We start from the raw sequence: 15,289 nt of genomic DNA, 5'->3' as shown, positions 1-15,289 counted from the left end.
TACGTCGAAAGCCGCCTCAGGGCGGCTGGAGACGTGCCCCGCGTCTATCCCTTCAACCTCCCATGATCAGCACCGCGCCGCAAAGGCGGCCGCCCGCTACAGCGCTAGTTGAAGAGCGCGCGGGCGGCCGCCTTTGCTCTTCCAGCGCTTCAGATCTTGTCGTCGTTTATCAGCGGGTTTCGACCGTCTTCGACAAGAGGGGAGCGGCTCTCGCAGCGTGAAGGGCACGCGCGTCAGCACAGCCTTCCAGAAGGTGGGCTCGGCAATGACCTTCTTGTACGACTACGGTGACGAGTGGCGCTTCCGCGTTGAACTTATTGGAACAGGGCAGGCGCAGCCCGATGCCAATTACCCGAGGATCGTCAGCAAGATCGGCAAGGCTCCCCCGCAGTACCCGGACATCGACGACGAGTGACGACGCACCGTGCCGCATCGAAAGGGTGGGTAATTACACTTCGGATCAGATGGGCATTTGCCGCGCCAGCTCCGCTTGCCATTCTGCCGCACCGAGATCGAGGTCTCTTTCAATGACACATCAAGGCCGATAAATTGGTCCATGGTTGTTGTTCTCCGATTGCTGCTGGGCCCGGGTCCGACTCGTGAGCCCGTTTTTCATCATATCGGGGAACAACCGCCGCCTATGCGCAAGGGCTACAAAGCGGCACGTGGACGCGGCTCCCGCGATTACCCCATGTAATTACGCTCGATGGTGGTCGCCGTGATGCGCGCCTCCATCTGCTCCCGCGCAAAGCGGTATGGCACCGAGTAATAGTGCCGGTCGATCTCGACATGGTAGTCGAGGCCGGCGCGCCGAATGCGCCATTCAGAAAAGACGTAGCGCTCAACCGGCAGCGGCTTGAGCACGGGCCGGTCGATCTCTTCGAACAATTGCCGTCGCGTACGATTGACACGACGCAGCACCCGGCGATCGTTCAGATCGGCAAGCAACTCGCCGATCGCCGCGTTGACCTCAGCCAGGCTGTAAAAGACACGATGGCGCAGGCGACCAAGAAGCCAGCGCTCGACAATCCGCACCGCCGCTTTCGACCTTGGCTTTGGATAAAGCCGTCAACTGCGGCCCGTATGGGGACGACTGGCCTCACGGTCCGCATTACTCACCCATTCCACCCGCTTAAAGGCCAGGCCTTCGACATGATCAGCCGCAGCCCGCATTGGGGCGACGACCGGGTGATCTACCGGGCGGCGGACGGGACCTTGCCCACGATTGCCGCCGCAATGACGGACATGGAGCAGCCTGACGCATTCCGGCGCGTCGCGGCCGGGCGCGCGGCGTTCCGGACGGCCGACCTATTGGATTTGCTCACGCTGCTGGATCGGGTCTCTGCGCCGGGGGAGGCGGAGGATGCGTAAGGTTAAATACGCCGCTGATGTAAGGCAAATTACGCCGCAATGCCTGCTCGAATACCGCAGATGTGCCCAGAGTTGCCGGATTCATCTCAGGCATCGTGAAGCGAGCCTGTTTGACGTCTCATCATGTAAGGCGTATTTATATTTACGAATCAATTTGGATGATTGTCATGGCGAAGCCAAAGCCAGGACGACGCGACCCAAAGGCCGAGGCCTTGGCCCGCGACGGCGCGCTCAACCCTCACCCCGAGGCCGTGCGCGACACGCTGTTTGCTGGCAATCCCTTCTTCGATGCCAGGGACCTTGTGCAGGTCCGCTACGAGATGGTGCGCCGCCATCAGGCCGATCGCGTGCCGATCAGCGACGTCGCCAGCGCCTTCGGGGTCTCGCGGCCGACCTTCTACAAAGCTCAGAGCGCCTTGGCCGAGCACGGCCTCGGCGGGCTGGTGCCCCAGCAGCGGGGGCCAAAGGGCGGCCACAAGATCTCTGCCGAGGTCCTCGCCTACATCGACCAACTCAGGACGACGAGGCCCGACCTCACCGTGCCGCAATGTGTAGACGCTATCGCCACACGCTTTGGCGTCAGGGTGCACCGGCGAAGTCTGGAGAGGGCCGTGGCGCCCAAAAAAAAACGACTCGATCTGCCTTAACCGTCCGCGCGACCAGCCTCGTCGGCACATACGAACAACTGCGCGCCGCAGTGCTCAGCGCCCGGCTGATCACCGGATCAGGACTCGTAACCCTGCGCCGTCAAGGCATGGTCGCCTGGATCAAGGCCGCAACGACAACACCCAACTTTACGCCGCCCTGCCTGGTACATCGCCCCCCGTCGGCAGGCGCGATCGCCGCCAGCGAGCTCACCCTCATCCTTGCCAGCCTTGTTGTCACGCTAACCGCGGAGCCAGCACATGCCTGACCTCAAAGTCACCGCCGATCACCTCCGGCGCGACGCCTACCTCTACATCCGTCAGTCTACGCTGCGACAAGTCGCCGAGAACGGCGAGAGTACGCAGCGACAGTATGGGCTGCGTGATCGCGCCATTGCCGCCGGTTGGCCGACCGAACGCGTCCACGTGATCGACTGCGACCTGGGCAAATCGGGATCCAGTGCCGTTGCCCGCGACGGCTTCCAGGAACTGGTCAGCGAAGTAGTGCTCGCCAAGGCCGGCGTCGTCATGGGGCTGGAGGTCTCGCGCCTGGCCCGCAACTCCGCGGACTGGCACCGGCTGCTTGAGCTTTGCGCCCTGACCAGCACCCTCATCCTCGATGAGGACGGCGTCTACGAGCACACATCATAATGCCCCAATTGGATTTGGGGCTGATCAGCGGATAACCGTTACTGATCCAACGCATCCACTTTATGGGCGCGATTTTCTTTTGGCGGCGGGACAGAGCGGCGCCGGGCCCTTTCGGCAACTTCTTGTGGTTTATCGCGATGATATTTTCCTGAAGATTCCGATCTCAGCCACCGATTTGTACCCCCCAGCACCCGATGCGCCGACATCCAAGCTATCGACTGCGAGCGTTCGCGATTTTATTCGCTTGGCCAGCATTGCAAAGGTGCAGGCGCGGCAAAGTTCCGTCGATAGGACTGAACATGATAGCCTGACGTCAGAAACCGAATCACCTCTATCGAAATCGCATGGTTCTCTGGAGGGCGAGCCATGATGTCGGATCTGATAAAGACCCAGCATTTGTGCCGGAAAGCCGTGATTTACATCCGGCAATCGACGCCACATCAGATGGTCAACAACCAAGAGAGCCTGCGGCTGCAATATGCATTGCATCAGCGTGCGGGGGATCTCGGCTGGGATGACAACGATATCGAATTGATCGACGCGGACCTTGGCCAGAGTGGAGCGGCGGCAGCTCACCGTGCCGGCTTCAAAGATCTCCTTGCACGCGTCACCCTGGGCGAAGTTGGCATCGTTCTGTCGTACGAAGTGACACGGCTTGCTCGGAATTGCTCCGATTGGTATCCGCTCCTTGATTTATGTGGCTATCGGCAATGCCTCATCGGCGACCGCGATGGTGTCTACGACCCGGGTTCGGCCAATGGGCGCCTGTTGCTTGGCCTGAAGGGCACCATCTCGGAAGTAGAATTACACACGCTTCGCGGCCGTCTGACAGCGGGCTTGCTCAGCAAGGCCGAGCGGGGCGAGTTGGCATTGCTGTTACCAGCCGGATTGGAACGGGACGCCAATGGGATCGTGATGAAGGATCCAAACCAGGAGGTGCGGGACAGGATTGCCCTGATATTCTCGGCATTTTGGGAATTGGGCACTGTCGGGAAAGTCAACCGCTCCCTAAGGGATCGCGCCCTCACCGTACCGCGACGAAATCGATTTGGCGACATTGTCTGGCGCGTGCCAACTGCCGGAATGCTTGCGGGAATATTGAAGAACCCGGCCTATGCTGGCGCCTTCGTTTATGGCCGCACCCAGTCCTGTCGCGCCAGATATGCGAGTGGTAAGATCATCTCGCGCCGTCAGCCAATGGCGGAGTGGAAAATCGTAGTGAAAGACCGTTATCCTGCTTATCTCGACTGGGAGCGTTACGAGCGGATCCAGACCATGCTGAGTGACAATCACGCTGAATACCGAAGAAACCAGACACGCGGCGCGCCGCGTGATGGCGCGGCGGTGTTGCAAGGCATTGTCTGGTGCGGGCGATGCGGCCACAAAATGGTAATTACCCACCCTTTCGATGCGGCACGGTGCGTCGTCACTCGTCGTCGATGTCCGGGTACTGCGGGGGAGCCTTGCCGATCTTGCTGACGATCCTCGGGTAATTGGCATCGGGCTGCGCCTGGCCTGTTCCAATAACTTCAACGCGGAAGCGCCACTCGTCACCGTAGTCGTACAAGAAGGTCATTGCCGAGCCCACCTTCTGGAAGGCTGTGCTGACGCGCGTGCCCTTCACGCTGCGAGAGCCGCTCCCCTCTATGTCGGCGAAGAGTTCGAACCGCAGGGGCGAGTCGAACAGCTTTCCCGTCAGCTTTGAATAGAAGCCGTAGGCGTGGTCCAAGTCGAAGCCAAATGCCGCTACGATGGCTTCGGCCAGATCCGCCAGCGTGCTCGAACTCGACACCTCGATGTCCCGACAAAGCCGTGCCCGAAGAGAGGCTCGGAAGATCAAGGTCGCGGGCTCAGTCATAGCGGATTTCAGGCGCTGACGGTTTGAAGGATGATTTTGAAGGGGTTCGTGCCTGGCGCGAGACGAGCCGTGTCGACGACGGTTCGAATGTCGGCTTCGCCCTGGGCGGCCCACATGGCGCGATAGCCGTTGGTGATCTTCCGTTGAACGACGGCGGGTCTCAGCGCCCGTTCGCAGGCGTTGTTCGTCGCGTCGACCATTCCTGGCCATTGGGCAAAGGTCAAAAGTTGATCGCGAGCTCGCCTGAACTTGTTTTGGATGTCGCGGGCCAGATCGCACGACGTTGTGGTGGCGAAGATATCGTCCAGACTTCGCTCCAGGGCGCGACGCTTGCCGGCGATGGTCGAGGCGGCGAAGGTTTCCATACCGTCGGCTAGGGCGAAGGCCCTTTGCAGCCAACGTTTGAGCCGTGAGGGCAGCAGCATGTCCTCACTTGCCTCGTCCGCATAGGCGACGTCGCGGGCGAGATGCGCCAGGCAGGTCTGATGCGCATTTGCGTGACCTTGTTGTGCGGCATAGCGATCGGAACACCAGACGTCGGGCCGATGGCCGTCCATCAGGGTCCGGACCACGACAGCGCCGCGCGTTGGCGCCGCTTGATGAACAACCGCTTCGGCGCAGCGAAACACCCAGTGGTAGGCGTTGCTTCCTTCGATCCGCACGCCGGTCTCATCGGAGGCGATGACCTTGGCCCGGCGCAACGCCGCGACGGCCTTGTCGCACTCGGCCGCGAACGCGCCCTGCGCACGGCGCAACATGTTCATCAGTCCGCCCTGGCTAATGTTGAGACCGAAAAGGTTCGCGAACGCGCCCTGCAGCCGCTCGTAGGACAGGGCCTGGAAAGTCTTGAGATAGGTCGCTACGGCGTGCACGCGTGGCCCGAACGGCGTCCCCTTCGCCGCATCTGGCACAGCCGCGACGACCAGCGTGCCGCAGGACGGGCAACGGACTGCCAGGCGCCGATGGCGCTCAATCAAAGGCCTGATCGCGGGAAGCTCAATCTTGTCGTGCTCGCTGACGGTTTCGGCAGCAAGATCGCTCGACAGGCTGGCGCGGCAGCAAAGACATTGGTCGGGATGATGATCGATGATGCGATCGGCATCCTCACTCATGGCGCGGCTGTGACCTTTATGACCCGCCTTGGCGCCGCCAGGCTTTGCCCTGTCCCGACGCGCCTTGCGATCGCTCGAAGGTGGCTTGGACGACGTGCGCGATGTCTTCTCTGGCCGCTGTATCCGCAGCACCAGATCGATCAACTCTTCCTTCGTCAGACGCTGCAAATCAGTGCGATCCATATCCACATAGATTCAGGGATTCTTGCCCCTGACAAGGGCGTGAGTAATTACACAAAATGGGCGTGGAATACAAGAACGGCAACCGGTATGTCTGCAACTTCCTGGCACGCAGCCAGAGCGGAGCCTTATGCCAGCATTTGCCAGCCGATCCCATCGACGCGTGCGTCGTTGACGCCTTCTTTGCGGCGGCCAGTCCGGCTGAACTGGCCGAGTTGATGCACGCCAAAGATGCTCGTCAGCAGGCAAATGATGCTTTTGACCGCGCTGAAGAGCAGCAGATCAAACGCCTGCGCTATCAAGCGCTGCTTGCAGAAAGGCAGTATGATCGGGTCGACCCCGACAATCGACTGATCGCAGCCGAGTTGGAACGCCGCTGGGAAAGTTCTCTTCGCGAGCTTCGTCGCGCGGAGGAAGCATTTGAGCGCCGTCGCGCGATGCAAAGTCAATCTGACGATCTGACGCTGGTCGACCAGAATGATTTTATCGATGCCAGTTCGCAGCTTCCTGCGTTTTGGCTGAGGCCTGACATAGAGTGGGGACGCAAGAAAGCTTTACTGCGCAGCCTGATCGACAAAGTGATCCTGCAACGGGTCGTCCGGGATCGGATTACGATCCGCATTGTTTGGCGAAGAGGTGAAGTCACCGAACGCGAGGTCGAGCCGAGGGTGCATGCCTTGAGCGCCCTGTCGCGCGGGGCCGAGATGGAAGTCCGGCTGATCGAGCTGGCTCATCAAGGGCTCAACGACACAGAAATAGCGGCAAAGCTGACGGAGGAAGGCTTCCGCTCATCGCGCTGCAGCTACGTTCCTGTTCGCACCGTCCAGGTCGTCCGTCAACGCAATCGCGTGTTGAGGCAGTCCACGCCAATCCGCTCTTACCACCTCCCCGGGTGGCTAACGGTGTCTGAGTTAGCGATGGCAGCGGACGTATCTCGCTCATGGATCCGGCATCGAATCCGCAGGGGCGTGATCAAAATCCAACAGAACGCCTATCCTAACCGCGTTCTGTTTCCGGATGCAGCTGAGACGATTGCCGCAATACAACAGCTCAAATCAGGCCTCAGGCAACATCTCGATTTTACCCAATCTGCTACCGAATGAGGGTATCAACATGATAGATCGTAGATGCCGTCGGCATCGCCAATCAGCGTATCAAACAACGCGCACATTTCCAGAAGTTGATGCCAGTCACGGCATGATCGTGCGAGGCGGGAGACTTCGATGCCAATGACCATTCCGACATGACCGAGCCCAACCTCCGCGACGAGACGCTGGAAGCCGGGCCGATCAAGCGCCGACGCGCCCGAGCGGCCCAGATCGTCATCGATCACCGTTATCTGGTCACGACGCCACCCCAGCCGGAATGCCCGGTCCGCCAAGGCGTATTGAAGCCGCGTTGACTCGCGGTTGTGTTCGACCTGTCGAACCGTCGACTGCCGAACGTACACGATGGCCTGGCGATCATTGTGACGGCTGTGGATCTTTTCCGGCAACGTGAAGGTGAGCAGGCTCGGTTCTGCATTCATGACCGATCTCCCGATCCGTCGACACATTCCGTTGTATCAGGCTGCTGATCAGCGCTACGAGGCGACGACGGCGATCTGCCGGCAAATCCGTCCAGCGGATGTATATTCGCTTCTGGCTCATCACGATTCGCCATCCATTGGGTCAACAGAATCAGCGCTTTGTGGCCAATGCGTGGTATCAGCGGAACCTCACCTCCAGAGGTTTCCTTACTATGCGCTTTCAATGGGGTTAAAGTCCGGGGAGTAGGGCGGAAGATAGCGAAGGGAAGCCCCCGCAGCCTCGATGATTTCGCGGACACCGACCACTTTATGAGCAGGCAGGTTGTCCATCACGACGACATCGTCGGGTTGAAGCGTCGGCACGAGGACGCGGCGCAAGTAGACCAGGAATGCTTCGCCATCCATGGCGCCGTCCAGGAGCCAGGGCGCGACGATCCCGTCGAGGCGCAGGCCGGCCGTGAAGGTCGTGGATTTCCAGTGCCCATGAGGAACAGCCGCCCGGCAACGCTGTCCACGCGCAGAGCGGCCTCGTAGCCGGGCCATCTTGGTATTGAGGCCACTTTCGTCGATGAAGATCAGGCGGCTCGGATCGAGATCGAGTTGGCCTTCGAACCACTCTTCCCGCGCTGCCAAAACATCCGGTCGCTGCTGTTCGGCCGCGTGCGCTGTCTTTTTTTGTACGTGATGCCACGCTTTGCGAAGAACGCATGGACCGTCGTCAGGCTGGCTTTGACCCCGCGCTCTGCCGCAAGGCGATCGACGATCTCGGCAAGCGTGATGTCCCGCTCATCGGTCTCGACCAAGGCGAGAATGAAAGTCTCGTGCGCGTCCAGCTTCGATACCTTCGGCTTGCCCTGCCGCCCAGGTTCCAGATTGCCGCTCGAACGCCAGGCCCGATACCATGCACCAGACGTCGATATCCCGATGGCAAACCGCCGTGCCGCTTCTCGGGTCGACAGGCCTGCCTCTATCGCCTCGATAACACGCGTCCGCAAATCCAGGCTGTAAGCTCGTGCCATGCCGCTGCTCCTTCCGCAAATCACTTCGATCAGGGAATCAGAACAAGCCGTTCACTGCAAACAAACGACTCCGATTAAGGGAAAACCGCTCTAACCCTCTTATATGCTTCCCACACCTCCCTTTTCGGAATCGTATACGACTTTGCTCTATCCACGAGGATCCTCCCGTCGCCGGTTGTCCTCCCTCCAGAGCTGAACGCATCCCCTTCGCTCCAGCCCCATTACAGGACCTTCAGCACTACTACGGGCTGCTCCGCCCCTGTGCCCGCTTCGGTAATCTCACCCTCGCAGGGACCGCCTGCTTGGGTTTCTCCCTTAACATCGGGGCGACAGGTTCCCGCGTTCCACACGAAAGCCTGGTTAAGAGTCACGCCGCCTTCATGCCGGATGCCGCCTGGGCAGAAATCAGGTCGCCCCCCAGACTCGTCCCGGGCTAACGAATTCCTCCCGGTTTCGACATCATCTTGCACTTTTCGACACGTCATCAGCGGTTCGCTTGCGCTCGTCTCTCTAAACCTCACCTGACGGACTAACGTCCGCCTTTTCTGCAACGCTCACCACCACGGCTCTTTACCGTCGCAGCTTGCATTGGTTTGAAACCTACCCCTGACGGTCGGCTTCGAGGGGCCATACCCTCATCTTTCGCGCAGCTCGGCTCCCACACTGCTGTGGGTGCCTCGCGGCACACGCTCGTCCAGCTGCCGCACGTCGCCCCGGCTGGGCTGCTTGCGTCGGAGGCGACGGGCGTAGTCCGGGCCCGACTTCTTTGCCCACCGGCGGATCGTTTCGTAGGAGACGACAATGCCGCGTTCCAGCAGCATTTCTTCGACAAGGCTCAGCCGAAACCGAAAGTAGAGCCAAACCGCATGGGTGATGATCTGCGGTGGGAAACGATGGCGCTTGTAGCTGATCGGCGAGGTGTTCATCCACCTGCGTCTATCGCATTGTCTCCTCACAACCCGTTACCGTGACATCGCCCAGAAATCTCTTCGTCCCAGCCCGCTCACAACGCTCCGCATTCGAAATTCACCACCACCGCCTCCAGGCCCTGGCGGATGGAAAACCGTGGCTGGGGTCAGCTGAAATAAGCGCCGCAGGTCTTATCGTGTTCTTATCCAGACAACGTGACATCGCCATCATAACAAGATTGTACCACTCGTCGAATCAGACTTTGCGGCAGCGGTCCCGATCCAAATGGTCGCCTTCGTCTTTTCTCGCGCGACCGCCTCGCTTGGTGAGGCCGGCACTGGATGGCACCCAGCCATGGCTCAACCTGAACAAGGCGATGAGAGACTTGTACTGAATTCGACATAACAGCACAACCGACGTAATATAAGTCGGGGTATCATATTGTTTTATCAGTATTCTTTCGCTTGGCATGGCACATGCTTAGCTGCCTACAACGGCGCCAAGAAGCGTGGCGATGTCAGTTGGAGGCCAAAAATGGATTTGGGACTTGATGGCAAGGTGGCAATGGTCGCGGCCGCCTCGAGCGGTTTAGGTCTAGCCACAGCCGAGGAGTTGGTCAACGAAGGCTGCCGTCTGTCCATCTGTGGCCGGGACCCGAAGCGACTAGATGGAGCGGTGGATCTGTTGCGCAGCAGAGGCGCCGAAGTGCTGGCCCGCCCGACCGACGTAACCGACTGCGCCGATGCAGCAGCTTGGGTTGACGAAACAGCAGAGCGTTTTGGATGTATCGACATTTTGGTGACGAATTGCGGCGGCGTCGCTGCCGGACCTCCCTCGGCCATGACGCCTAAGGATTTTGACGACGCATTTGACCGAGTGCTTCTACCTTCGATAAATCTGGTTACGGCCGCCTTGCCGCATCTACGGCTCTCGCAAGCGGGGCGAATATTGATGCTCGCCTCCGAGGCTATTGTACGGACCCCAGCACATTTCGCGCTGTCGGGTGTCGCGCGAGCAGGGCTAGTGCCATACTGCCACACGCTCGTACAAGAATTGTCGGGGGAGAGCATCACGGTAAACGTGCTCGCTCCTGGAGCACATAGCACAGCGATTCACGAAGCCAATCGCCTCGGTAGCCACGCCGAAGCCATTCGCGCACTCGAGGACAGGACTCCGGCCCGACGCCTTGGCAATCCCTCTGAATTCGCATCGGTTGCTGCATTCTTGGCCAGCGCTCGCGCGGCCTATGTCAGCGGCCAACTGATCGTCATCGATGGCGGGCTCAGTGCAACCGTCTGAAACAAAACGTCGGGCTAGGAGCCGTCGCATGAACAAAGGTAACGCAAACAGAGTCGCTATTGATCTTGGTCCTTCAATGACACCTGCTGTTCGCGACAGTCCTGGGCAGGAGCTCACTATCGCCTGTAGTCTTCGAAATAGGCACGCAAGCCATCCGACGCCCCGCCTGACAGTGGGGGTCGATCTCTCACAGCTCGATCTGGGTTATTGGTATGAAGTGACTCCGGAAGAGCTAGCTGATGCAGCTGAGCGAGGCGATGCAGTTCCTTTCGACGCGCCATTTATTATTCCGAAACAGTCGATCTCAATCCCACACACGCCTGGATTGGAGCGCATGAGGCGATGTTCTGCAATACGAGACCCCGCCCCTCTTGGGATTTGCATCACGCTGTCTTGCCCGCTGAACGATGAGCTTGACTTGGACTAAACCAAAAAATCATGGCTGGGAGTAGGTAATCTATTATGCCTGATATAACTCGCGATTCTTCAATTGGAGCAGAAGGGTACCAGGAGATCTTCGGAATTGATAGCAAGGTAGTCTGCATTTCAGGCTCGAGCCGCGGTCTGGGGAAGTCACTCGCCACCTGCTTTGGACGATTGGGGGCGAAGGTAGTCCTTTCCTCGCATAATAACGAAGAGCTGGCCGGAGCAGAGGCCGAACTTGCGGGCCAAGGAATCGACGTGACGGCTATCTGCGCTGATGTGCGGTCGCACGAGGATTGCAAGGCACTGATCAGTGGCACGGTCGACCGGTTTGGACAGATCGATGTGATGGTCTGCAACGCAGGCACAGACATCATCAAGCCAGCGCATTCCTATGAAGAGCAGGAATGGGACGAAATCGTCGATACCAATCTGCGTGGCTACTACTATTGTGCGAAGTTTGCCGCACAAGCAATGCTGGATCAAGGCGGCGGCAGCATCATCATGACTTCTTCGGTCGCCAGTTCGCTTGGCATACCGGGCCTAGCTGTCTATGCTGCGAGCAAGGGAGGCGTCAATCAACTGACGCGCACCATGGCGGTAGAATGGGCCGATAAGGGTATTCGTGTAAACGCCGTCGCGCCTGGATTCATCAACAACTTCATGGATGGGGTGCATCCTGATCTCGATACCCCTTATCAGCGCCGCGCAATAGAACTCACTCCGATGCGACGCCGGGGCAATTTGCCCGAGTATTTCGGACCTTACATCTTCCTCGCGAGCCCAGCTGCATCGTTCGTGACAGGCGAAATTCTCTATGTCGATGGGGGCTACTCTGCGAGCTGATGCGGGTTGCTTCGATGTTGTAGCGGTATTTTTAGGAGGCTGGGCAATGCTAAACACGATACCAGATGGGGTAAACTTCCTAGACTGCACCCTGCGTGACGGTGGCTACTACACGGGTTGGGATTTTCCACCAGGCCTGGTCTCGGACTATGTCGCTACCATCAACGTTCTCCCCGTACGCATGGTCGAGCTGGGGCTCGCCGGAAAGCCTGGGAGCCGCGGATATTTCGCCAGTATGACGAGCTCTAAGGCCGAACAGGTAGCTGCTGACCTCCTGGTCGAAGCATGCGCGATGATCGATGCCAAGGATGTGCTTGCGAGCGAACTGCCTATACCTCTTGCCGTGGCCCACCTGACAGAAGGAATATTGCCAGGGCGGCTCACGACCATACGCGTCGCGGCGCACTACAGCAAACTCGCGGCTTGCCGGTACATTTGCGCCGAGTTGTCTCAACGGGGCTTCCGTGTGTTCTTGAACCTCATGCAGATCGATGCGGCAAATGCTGCAGAAGTTGAGGCGTGCCTGAAGGAGTTAGAGCGGATCGACAGCCTTGACGTGGTTTATATCGCCGATTCGTTCGGGTCTATGAAGCCGAGCCGCGTTCAGGAATTGATCGGCCGATTTGCCGGTCGACTTAAGAGCGAGATTGGATTTCACGGCCATGACAACTGCGGATACGCACTGATCAATTCGGTTGCGGCAGCGATGGCGGGAGCGACCTGGATAGACTGCACCATGGGCGGCATGGGCCGTGGAGCGGGAAATGCAGCTAGCGAGCAGCTCCTGCCAGTTCTCGGTCGCCTCGGTACATCCGAGGAACAGGCGCTCCTGGGGCACGTTCTGCATCACTTCGATCCGCTTCGAAAACGATATGGCTGGGGCAGTAGCGCGGCATATCAGTTCGCGGGCTTGACCTTCATCCATCCTTCCTATGTTCAAAAGCTGCGCGAAGATGGGTCCTTGTCTGATGCCGCCATTGTCGACCGCCTTTCGAACCTCCGCGCCGATGAACGGGTAAGTTTTGCCGAGGAAAACCTCTCGCAGCTGATGGCGCAGAAGATCGCCTGATCGCTGATATTGATTGAGGCACGTCTTTTGCCCTTTTGGAGGCAGCCATGGCTCTACGAAATGTCGCTGTGAAACCATCGGTCCTCCCGTCCGATCCACGGTTTTCATCAGGCCCTTGCCGTAAACATCCCGGTTGGAGCGTGCACTCAACTATGCTCCGACATGTTGGACGCAGCCACCGGAGCCCCGAGGGAGTAGAAAGGCTGAGAGAGGTAATCAGGCGCATGGCGTCTTTGCTAGAGCTACCTGATGGCTGGCTCTGCGGAATCGTGCCCGGTTCGGGCACTGGGGCCTGTAGCATGGCCTTACACAATCTACTCGGTCCGTCTCCAGTCGAGACGTTTTTATCAGACAGCTTCGCACAGTATTGGGCAAATGAGATCGATACGTTGGCACTTGCTCCTCAAACGCGGCACATTTGTGCTTACGGAGATTTTCCCAACACTACCGGTATCGACCCCAATCATGACATCGTCGTGGTATTGAACGGCACCAGCAGCGGGGTCTGTCCACCCGATCTTGACTGGATTCTTCCTGGCCGTGCCGGGCTTGTGATCGCAGATGCCGTCTCTGCAGCTTTCACGAGACGCATCGACTACGATCGGATCGACGTTCTGTGCTGGTCATGGCAGAAGGCGCTTGGCGGCGAAGGCGGCCATGGCATGATCGCGCTCTCGCCTCGGGCCCAAGCGCGGCTGAAAGCCGGCGGGCTTAAGCCCATAGCCAGGCTCCTGAGACTCCACAATGCCGATGGATTCGTGAACGAAGCATTCTTTGGCGGTCGCACGATCTCGACCCCCAGCATGTTCGCTGTCGAGGACATCCATTCTGCGCTCGACTGGGCCGAAGCGTGCGGTGGACTACCCGCTCTTCTGAACAGGGTTGCCGATAACTATGCTGTCATGGCGGACTGGGTGGACTCGACTCCTTGGATTGATTGGGTTTGCACCGATCCGGCGGCACGCTCGGCCTGTTCAATTACCCTTCGGCTTGTAACAGAGCAACTCTCAGCCGGGGATTCAGAGGACGACGGCAAAATCGCCGGGCGGATGACCCGTCTGCTTGAAGCCGAGGGCGCGGCTCTTGACATCTGGAGTTACGGTGATGCGCCCCCGGGATTCCGGATATGGGCGGGGCCTACCGTCGAGTCAGATGACCTATCGATTTTGTGCGAGTGGCTGGCCTGGGCTTATAGCGAGGCGTCCCAGGGGAGCCTACCACCCGAAGCGAGCCTCGTGCGTCGCGGCTGTTTTCCGTCCTCTAAGGCGCGGGCAGTTCAGCCAAGTTGTCTTGTAACCGCCGCTCCTGAAAGCCCGTCTCCCCAGACGCTGGCAGATTGCTATGACGCGATACTTTTCGATGCGATGGGGGTCTTGATCGAGGAAAATGATGCCCTGTCTGGCGCTGCTGATATCTTGGCCCAACTTAATATGTCTAGTCAGCCATACTACATCGTAACGAATATCAGTAGTGGATCGGACGAAACGATATTCGCACGTCTCCGCGGCGCCGGACTTCCCATTCCGGCGGTGGACCGAATTGTGTCAGCAGGAGGTGTCGCACGACGTCGCGTGCTCGAAGAGCTGGCGGCCGGGCGGCTAGTTTCGTATGTGGGCAGTGCACACGGCGCGGATGACATTTTTGGCAAGTATCCAAATCTTCAGTGCGCTGACACGGCCAAGACGTTCGACACGCTCGTAGTCCTCGATGACGAAGGTTTCGACTTCAAACGGGCTGCCGACAACATCCTGTCAACCTTTCAACGCAGACTGATCGAGACGGGCGAAATGCCTCGTATCATAACGGCAAACGCGGATATGATTTATCCCGCCAAGAATGGCTCAGTCATCTTTGGACCAAGCATAATAGGGGCAATGCTTCAGGCAGGACTGGCGCCGTTCGGAGCTCCTCCGATCTCAGTTGAGTTGATGGGCAAGCCAGGAAGAGCGATTTTCGACGAGTGCATCACTCGGGCCGGTACCGACCGCCTTTTGATGGTCGGCGATCAGATTGATACTGACATCAAGGGCGCAAAGGCTGTCGGCCTCGACGCGCTTCTTGTAAGCACGGGCCTCAACAATAGGGGCGAGTTGCGCCGAGGCGAGAACAGCGCTCCCGACTATGTCGCAAAGCACCTCCATGAGATCTTCGACGGCAGTTTGTCCCCACACGTTTCCAGCACAACATCGTCTTCTTCGAATGACCGTTACGGCGATTGATGCCGCCCCTCGGTGCGTTGACGCGACGAGCGGCGGGTCGAGATGGCCACCAAGTGGCGCGACCCGTTCATGTACGCCCTGGTCAAGATGCACCGGAGCCAGAGCGCCTCCGACCGACCTCATGCCGCTCACCGAAGGTCAATCAGTTCGCCTCATCCTGC

At 59.1% G+C, this 15,289-nt stretch carries 13 protein-coding genes and 5 pseudogenes; 11 read left to right on the top strand and 7 right to left on the bottom strand.

All coding sequences use genetic code 11. From position 1 onward, the window contains the following. Window positions 1–133: 133 nt before the first annotated feature. The gene (locus tag ACFSQT_RS17570) at window positions 134–415 is read left to right on the top strand and encodes an IS1096 element passenger TnpR family protein (RefSeq protein WP_379020704.1); all 282 of its coding nucleotides are present in this window, start codon (window positions 134–136) and stop codon (window positions 413–415) included. A gap of 41 nt (window positions 416–456) precedes the next feature. Here ACFSQT_RS17570 and ACFSQT_RS17565 read toward each other — a convergent pair. Beyond that, window positions 457–558, bottom strand: a pseudogene (locus ACFSQT_RS17565) (IS110 family transposase); the annotation flags it as partial. 129 nt (window positions 559–687) lie between these two features. After that, window positions 688–1,056: pseudogene (locus tag ACFSQT_RS17560) on the bottom strand (Mu transposase domain-containing protein); the annotation flags it as partial. Between ACFSQT_RS17560 and ACFSQT_RS17555 the strand changes: the two are divergent. The 4 genes and pseudogenes from ACFSQT_RS17555 (at window position 994) to ACFSQT_RS17540 (ending at window position 4,145) form a co-directional block, all read left to right on the top strand. Beyond that, window positions 994–1,371 carry a DUF5372 family protein gene (locus ACFSQT_RS17555; RefSeq protein WP_379020943.1) on the top strand — a complete coding sequence of 126 codons (378 nt, stop codon included), beginning with the start codon at window positions 994–996 and terminating at the stop codon, window positions 1,369–1,371. The pseudogene ACFSQT_RS17560 and the gene ACFSQT_RS17555 sit on opposite strands and share 63 nt — an antisense overlap. Before the next feature lie 167 nt (window positions 1,372–1,538). Further along, entirely contained in the window at window positions 1,539–2,018 is a 480-nt protein-coding gene (locus ACFSQT_RS17550; protein ID WP_379020702.1) for a helix-turn-helix domain-containing protein, read from the top strand. A gap of 258 nt (window positions 2,019–2,276) precedes the next feature. Continuing rightward, window positions 2,277–2,663, top strand: a pseudogene (locus ACFSQT_RS17545) (recombinase family protein); the annotation flags it as partial. A gap of 369 nt (window positions 2,664–3,032) precedes the next feature. Then, window positions 3,033–4,145 (top strand): recombinase family protein, encoded by a 1,113-nt coding sequence (locus ACFSQT_RS17540; RefSeq protein WP_379020700.1) that lies wholly within the window; start codon window positions 3,033–3,035, stop codon window positions 4,143–4,145. Here the strand turns inward: ACFSQT_RS17540 and ACFSQT_RS17535 are convergent. Then, entirely contained in the window at window positions 4,093–4,524 is a 432-nt protein-coding gene (locus ACFSQT_RS17535; protein WP_379018619.1) for an IS1096 element passenger TnpR family protein, read from the bottom strand. The genes ACFSQT_RS17540 and ACFSQT_RS17535 overlap by 53 nt on opposite strands. An 8-nt stretch (window positions 4,525–4,532) precedes the next feature. Further along, window positions 4,533–5,819, bottom strand: a complete 1,287-nt coding sequence (gene tnpC, locus ACFSQT_RS17530) for an IS66 family transposase (RefSeq protein WP_379020698.1) — start codon at window positions 5,817–5,819, stop codon at window positions 4,533–4,535. A 62-nt stretch (window positions 5,820–5,881) separates the two neighbouring features. On the opposite strand from tnpC, the gene ACFSQT_RS17525 reads away from it, so the two are divergent. Next, window positions 5,882–6,919, top strand: a complete 1,038-nt coding sequence (locus tag ACFSQT_RS17525; RefSeq protein WP_379020696.1) for a hypothetical protein — start codon at window positions 5,882–5,884, stop codon at window positions 6,917–6,919. Between the two features lie 5 nt (window positions 6,920–6,924). Here ACFSQT_RS17525 and ACFSQT_RS17520 read toward each other — a convergent pair whose 3' ends face one another. The 3 genes and pseudogenes from ACFSQT_RS17520 to ACFSQT_RS17510 form a co-directional block, all read right to left on the bottom strand. After that, on the bottom strand, window positions 6,925–7,344 hold the full coding sequence (locus tag ACFSQT_RS17520; RefSeq protein ID WP_379020694.1) for a recombinase family protein: 420 nt from the start codon (window positions 7,342–7,344) through the stop codon (window positions 6,925–6,927). Window positions 7,345–7,557: 213 nt separating this feature from the next. Continuing rightward, window positions 7,558–8,363: pseudogene (locus ACFSQT_RS17515) on the bottom strand (IS630 family transposase); the annotation flags it as partial. Window positions 8,364–9,046: 683 nt separating this feature from the next. Beyond that, a pseudogene (locus ACFSQT_RS17510) lies at window positions 9,047–9,289 on the bottom strand (IS6 family transposase); the annotation flags it as partial. A gap of 517 nt (window positions 9,290–9,806) precedes the next feature. Here ACFSQT_RS17510 and ACFSQT_RS17505 point away from each other — a divergent pair. The 5 genes from ACFSQT_RS17505 (at window position 9,807) to ACFSQT_RS17485 (ending at window position 15,128) form a co-directional block, all read left to right on the top strand. Continuing rightward, window positions 9,807–10,571 carry an SDR family oxidoreductase gene (locus ACFSQT_RS17505; protein WP_379020692.1) on the top strand — a complete coding sequence of 255 codons (765 nt, stop codon included), beginning with the start codon at window positions 9,807–9,809 and terminating at the stop codon, window positions 10,569–10,571. 28 nt (window positions 10,572–10,599) lie between these two features. Continuing rightward, on the top strand, window positions 10,600–10,998 hold the full coding sequence (locus ACFSQT_RS17500) for a hypothetical protein (protein ID WP_379020690.1): 399 nt from the start codon (window positions 10,600–10,602) through the stop codon (window positions 10,996–10,998). A gap of 35 nt (window positions 10,999–11,033) precedes the next feature. Then, window positions 11,034–11,840 (top strand): SDR family NAD(P)-dependent oxidoreductase, encoded by an 807-nt coding sequence (locus ACFSQT_RS17495; RefSeq protein WP_379020688.1) that lies wholly within the window; start codon window positions 11,034–11,036, stop codon window positions 11,838–11,840. 46 nt (window positions 11,841–11,886) lie between these two features. Further along, a complete protein-coding gene (locus ACFSQT_RS17490) occupies window positions 11,887–12,909 on the top strand; it encodes a beta/alpha barrel domain-containing protein (protein WP_379020686.1) in 1,023 nt (340 codons plus the stop codon). 299 nt (window positions 12,910–13,208) lie between these two features. Then, the gene (locus ACFSQT_RS17485) at window positions 13,209–15,128 is read left to right on the top strand and encodes an HAD-IA family hydrolase (protein ID WP_379020684.1); all 1,920 of its coding nucleotides are present in this window, start codon (window positions 13,209–13,211) and stop codon (window positions 15,126–15,128) included. Window positions 15,129–15,289 lie beyond the last annotated feature (161 nt).

It is taken from the genome of Mesorhizobium calcicola (assembly GCF_042682105.1).
GTDB classification, from domain to species: Bacteria; Pseudomonadota; Alphaproteobacteria; order Rhizobiales; family Rhizobiaceae; genus Mesorhizobium; species Mesorhizobium calcicola.
Note: the sequence above shows the minus strand (reverse complement) of the source record. Positions and strands in the feature narration are given on the sequence as shown.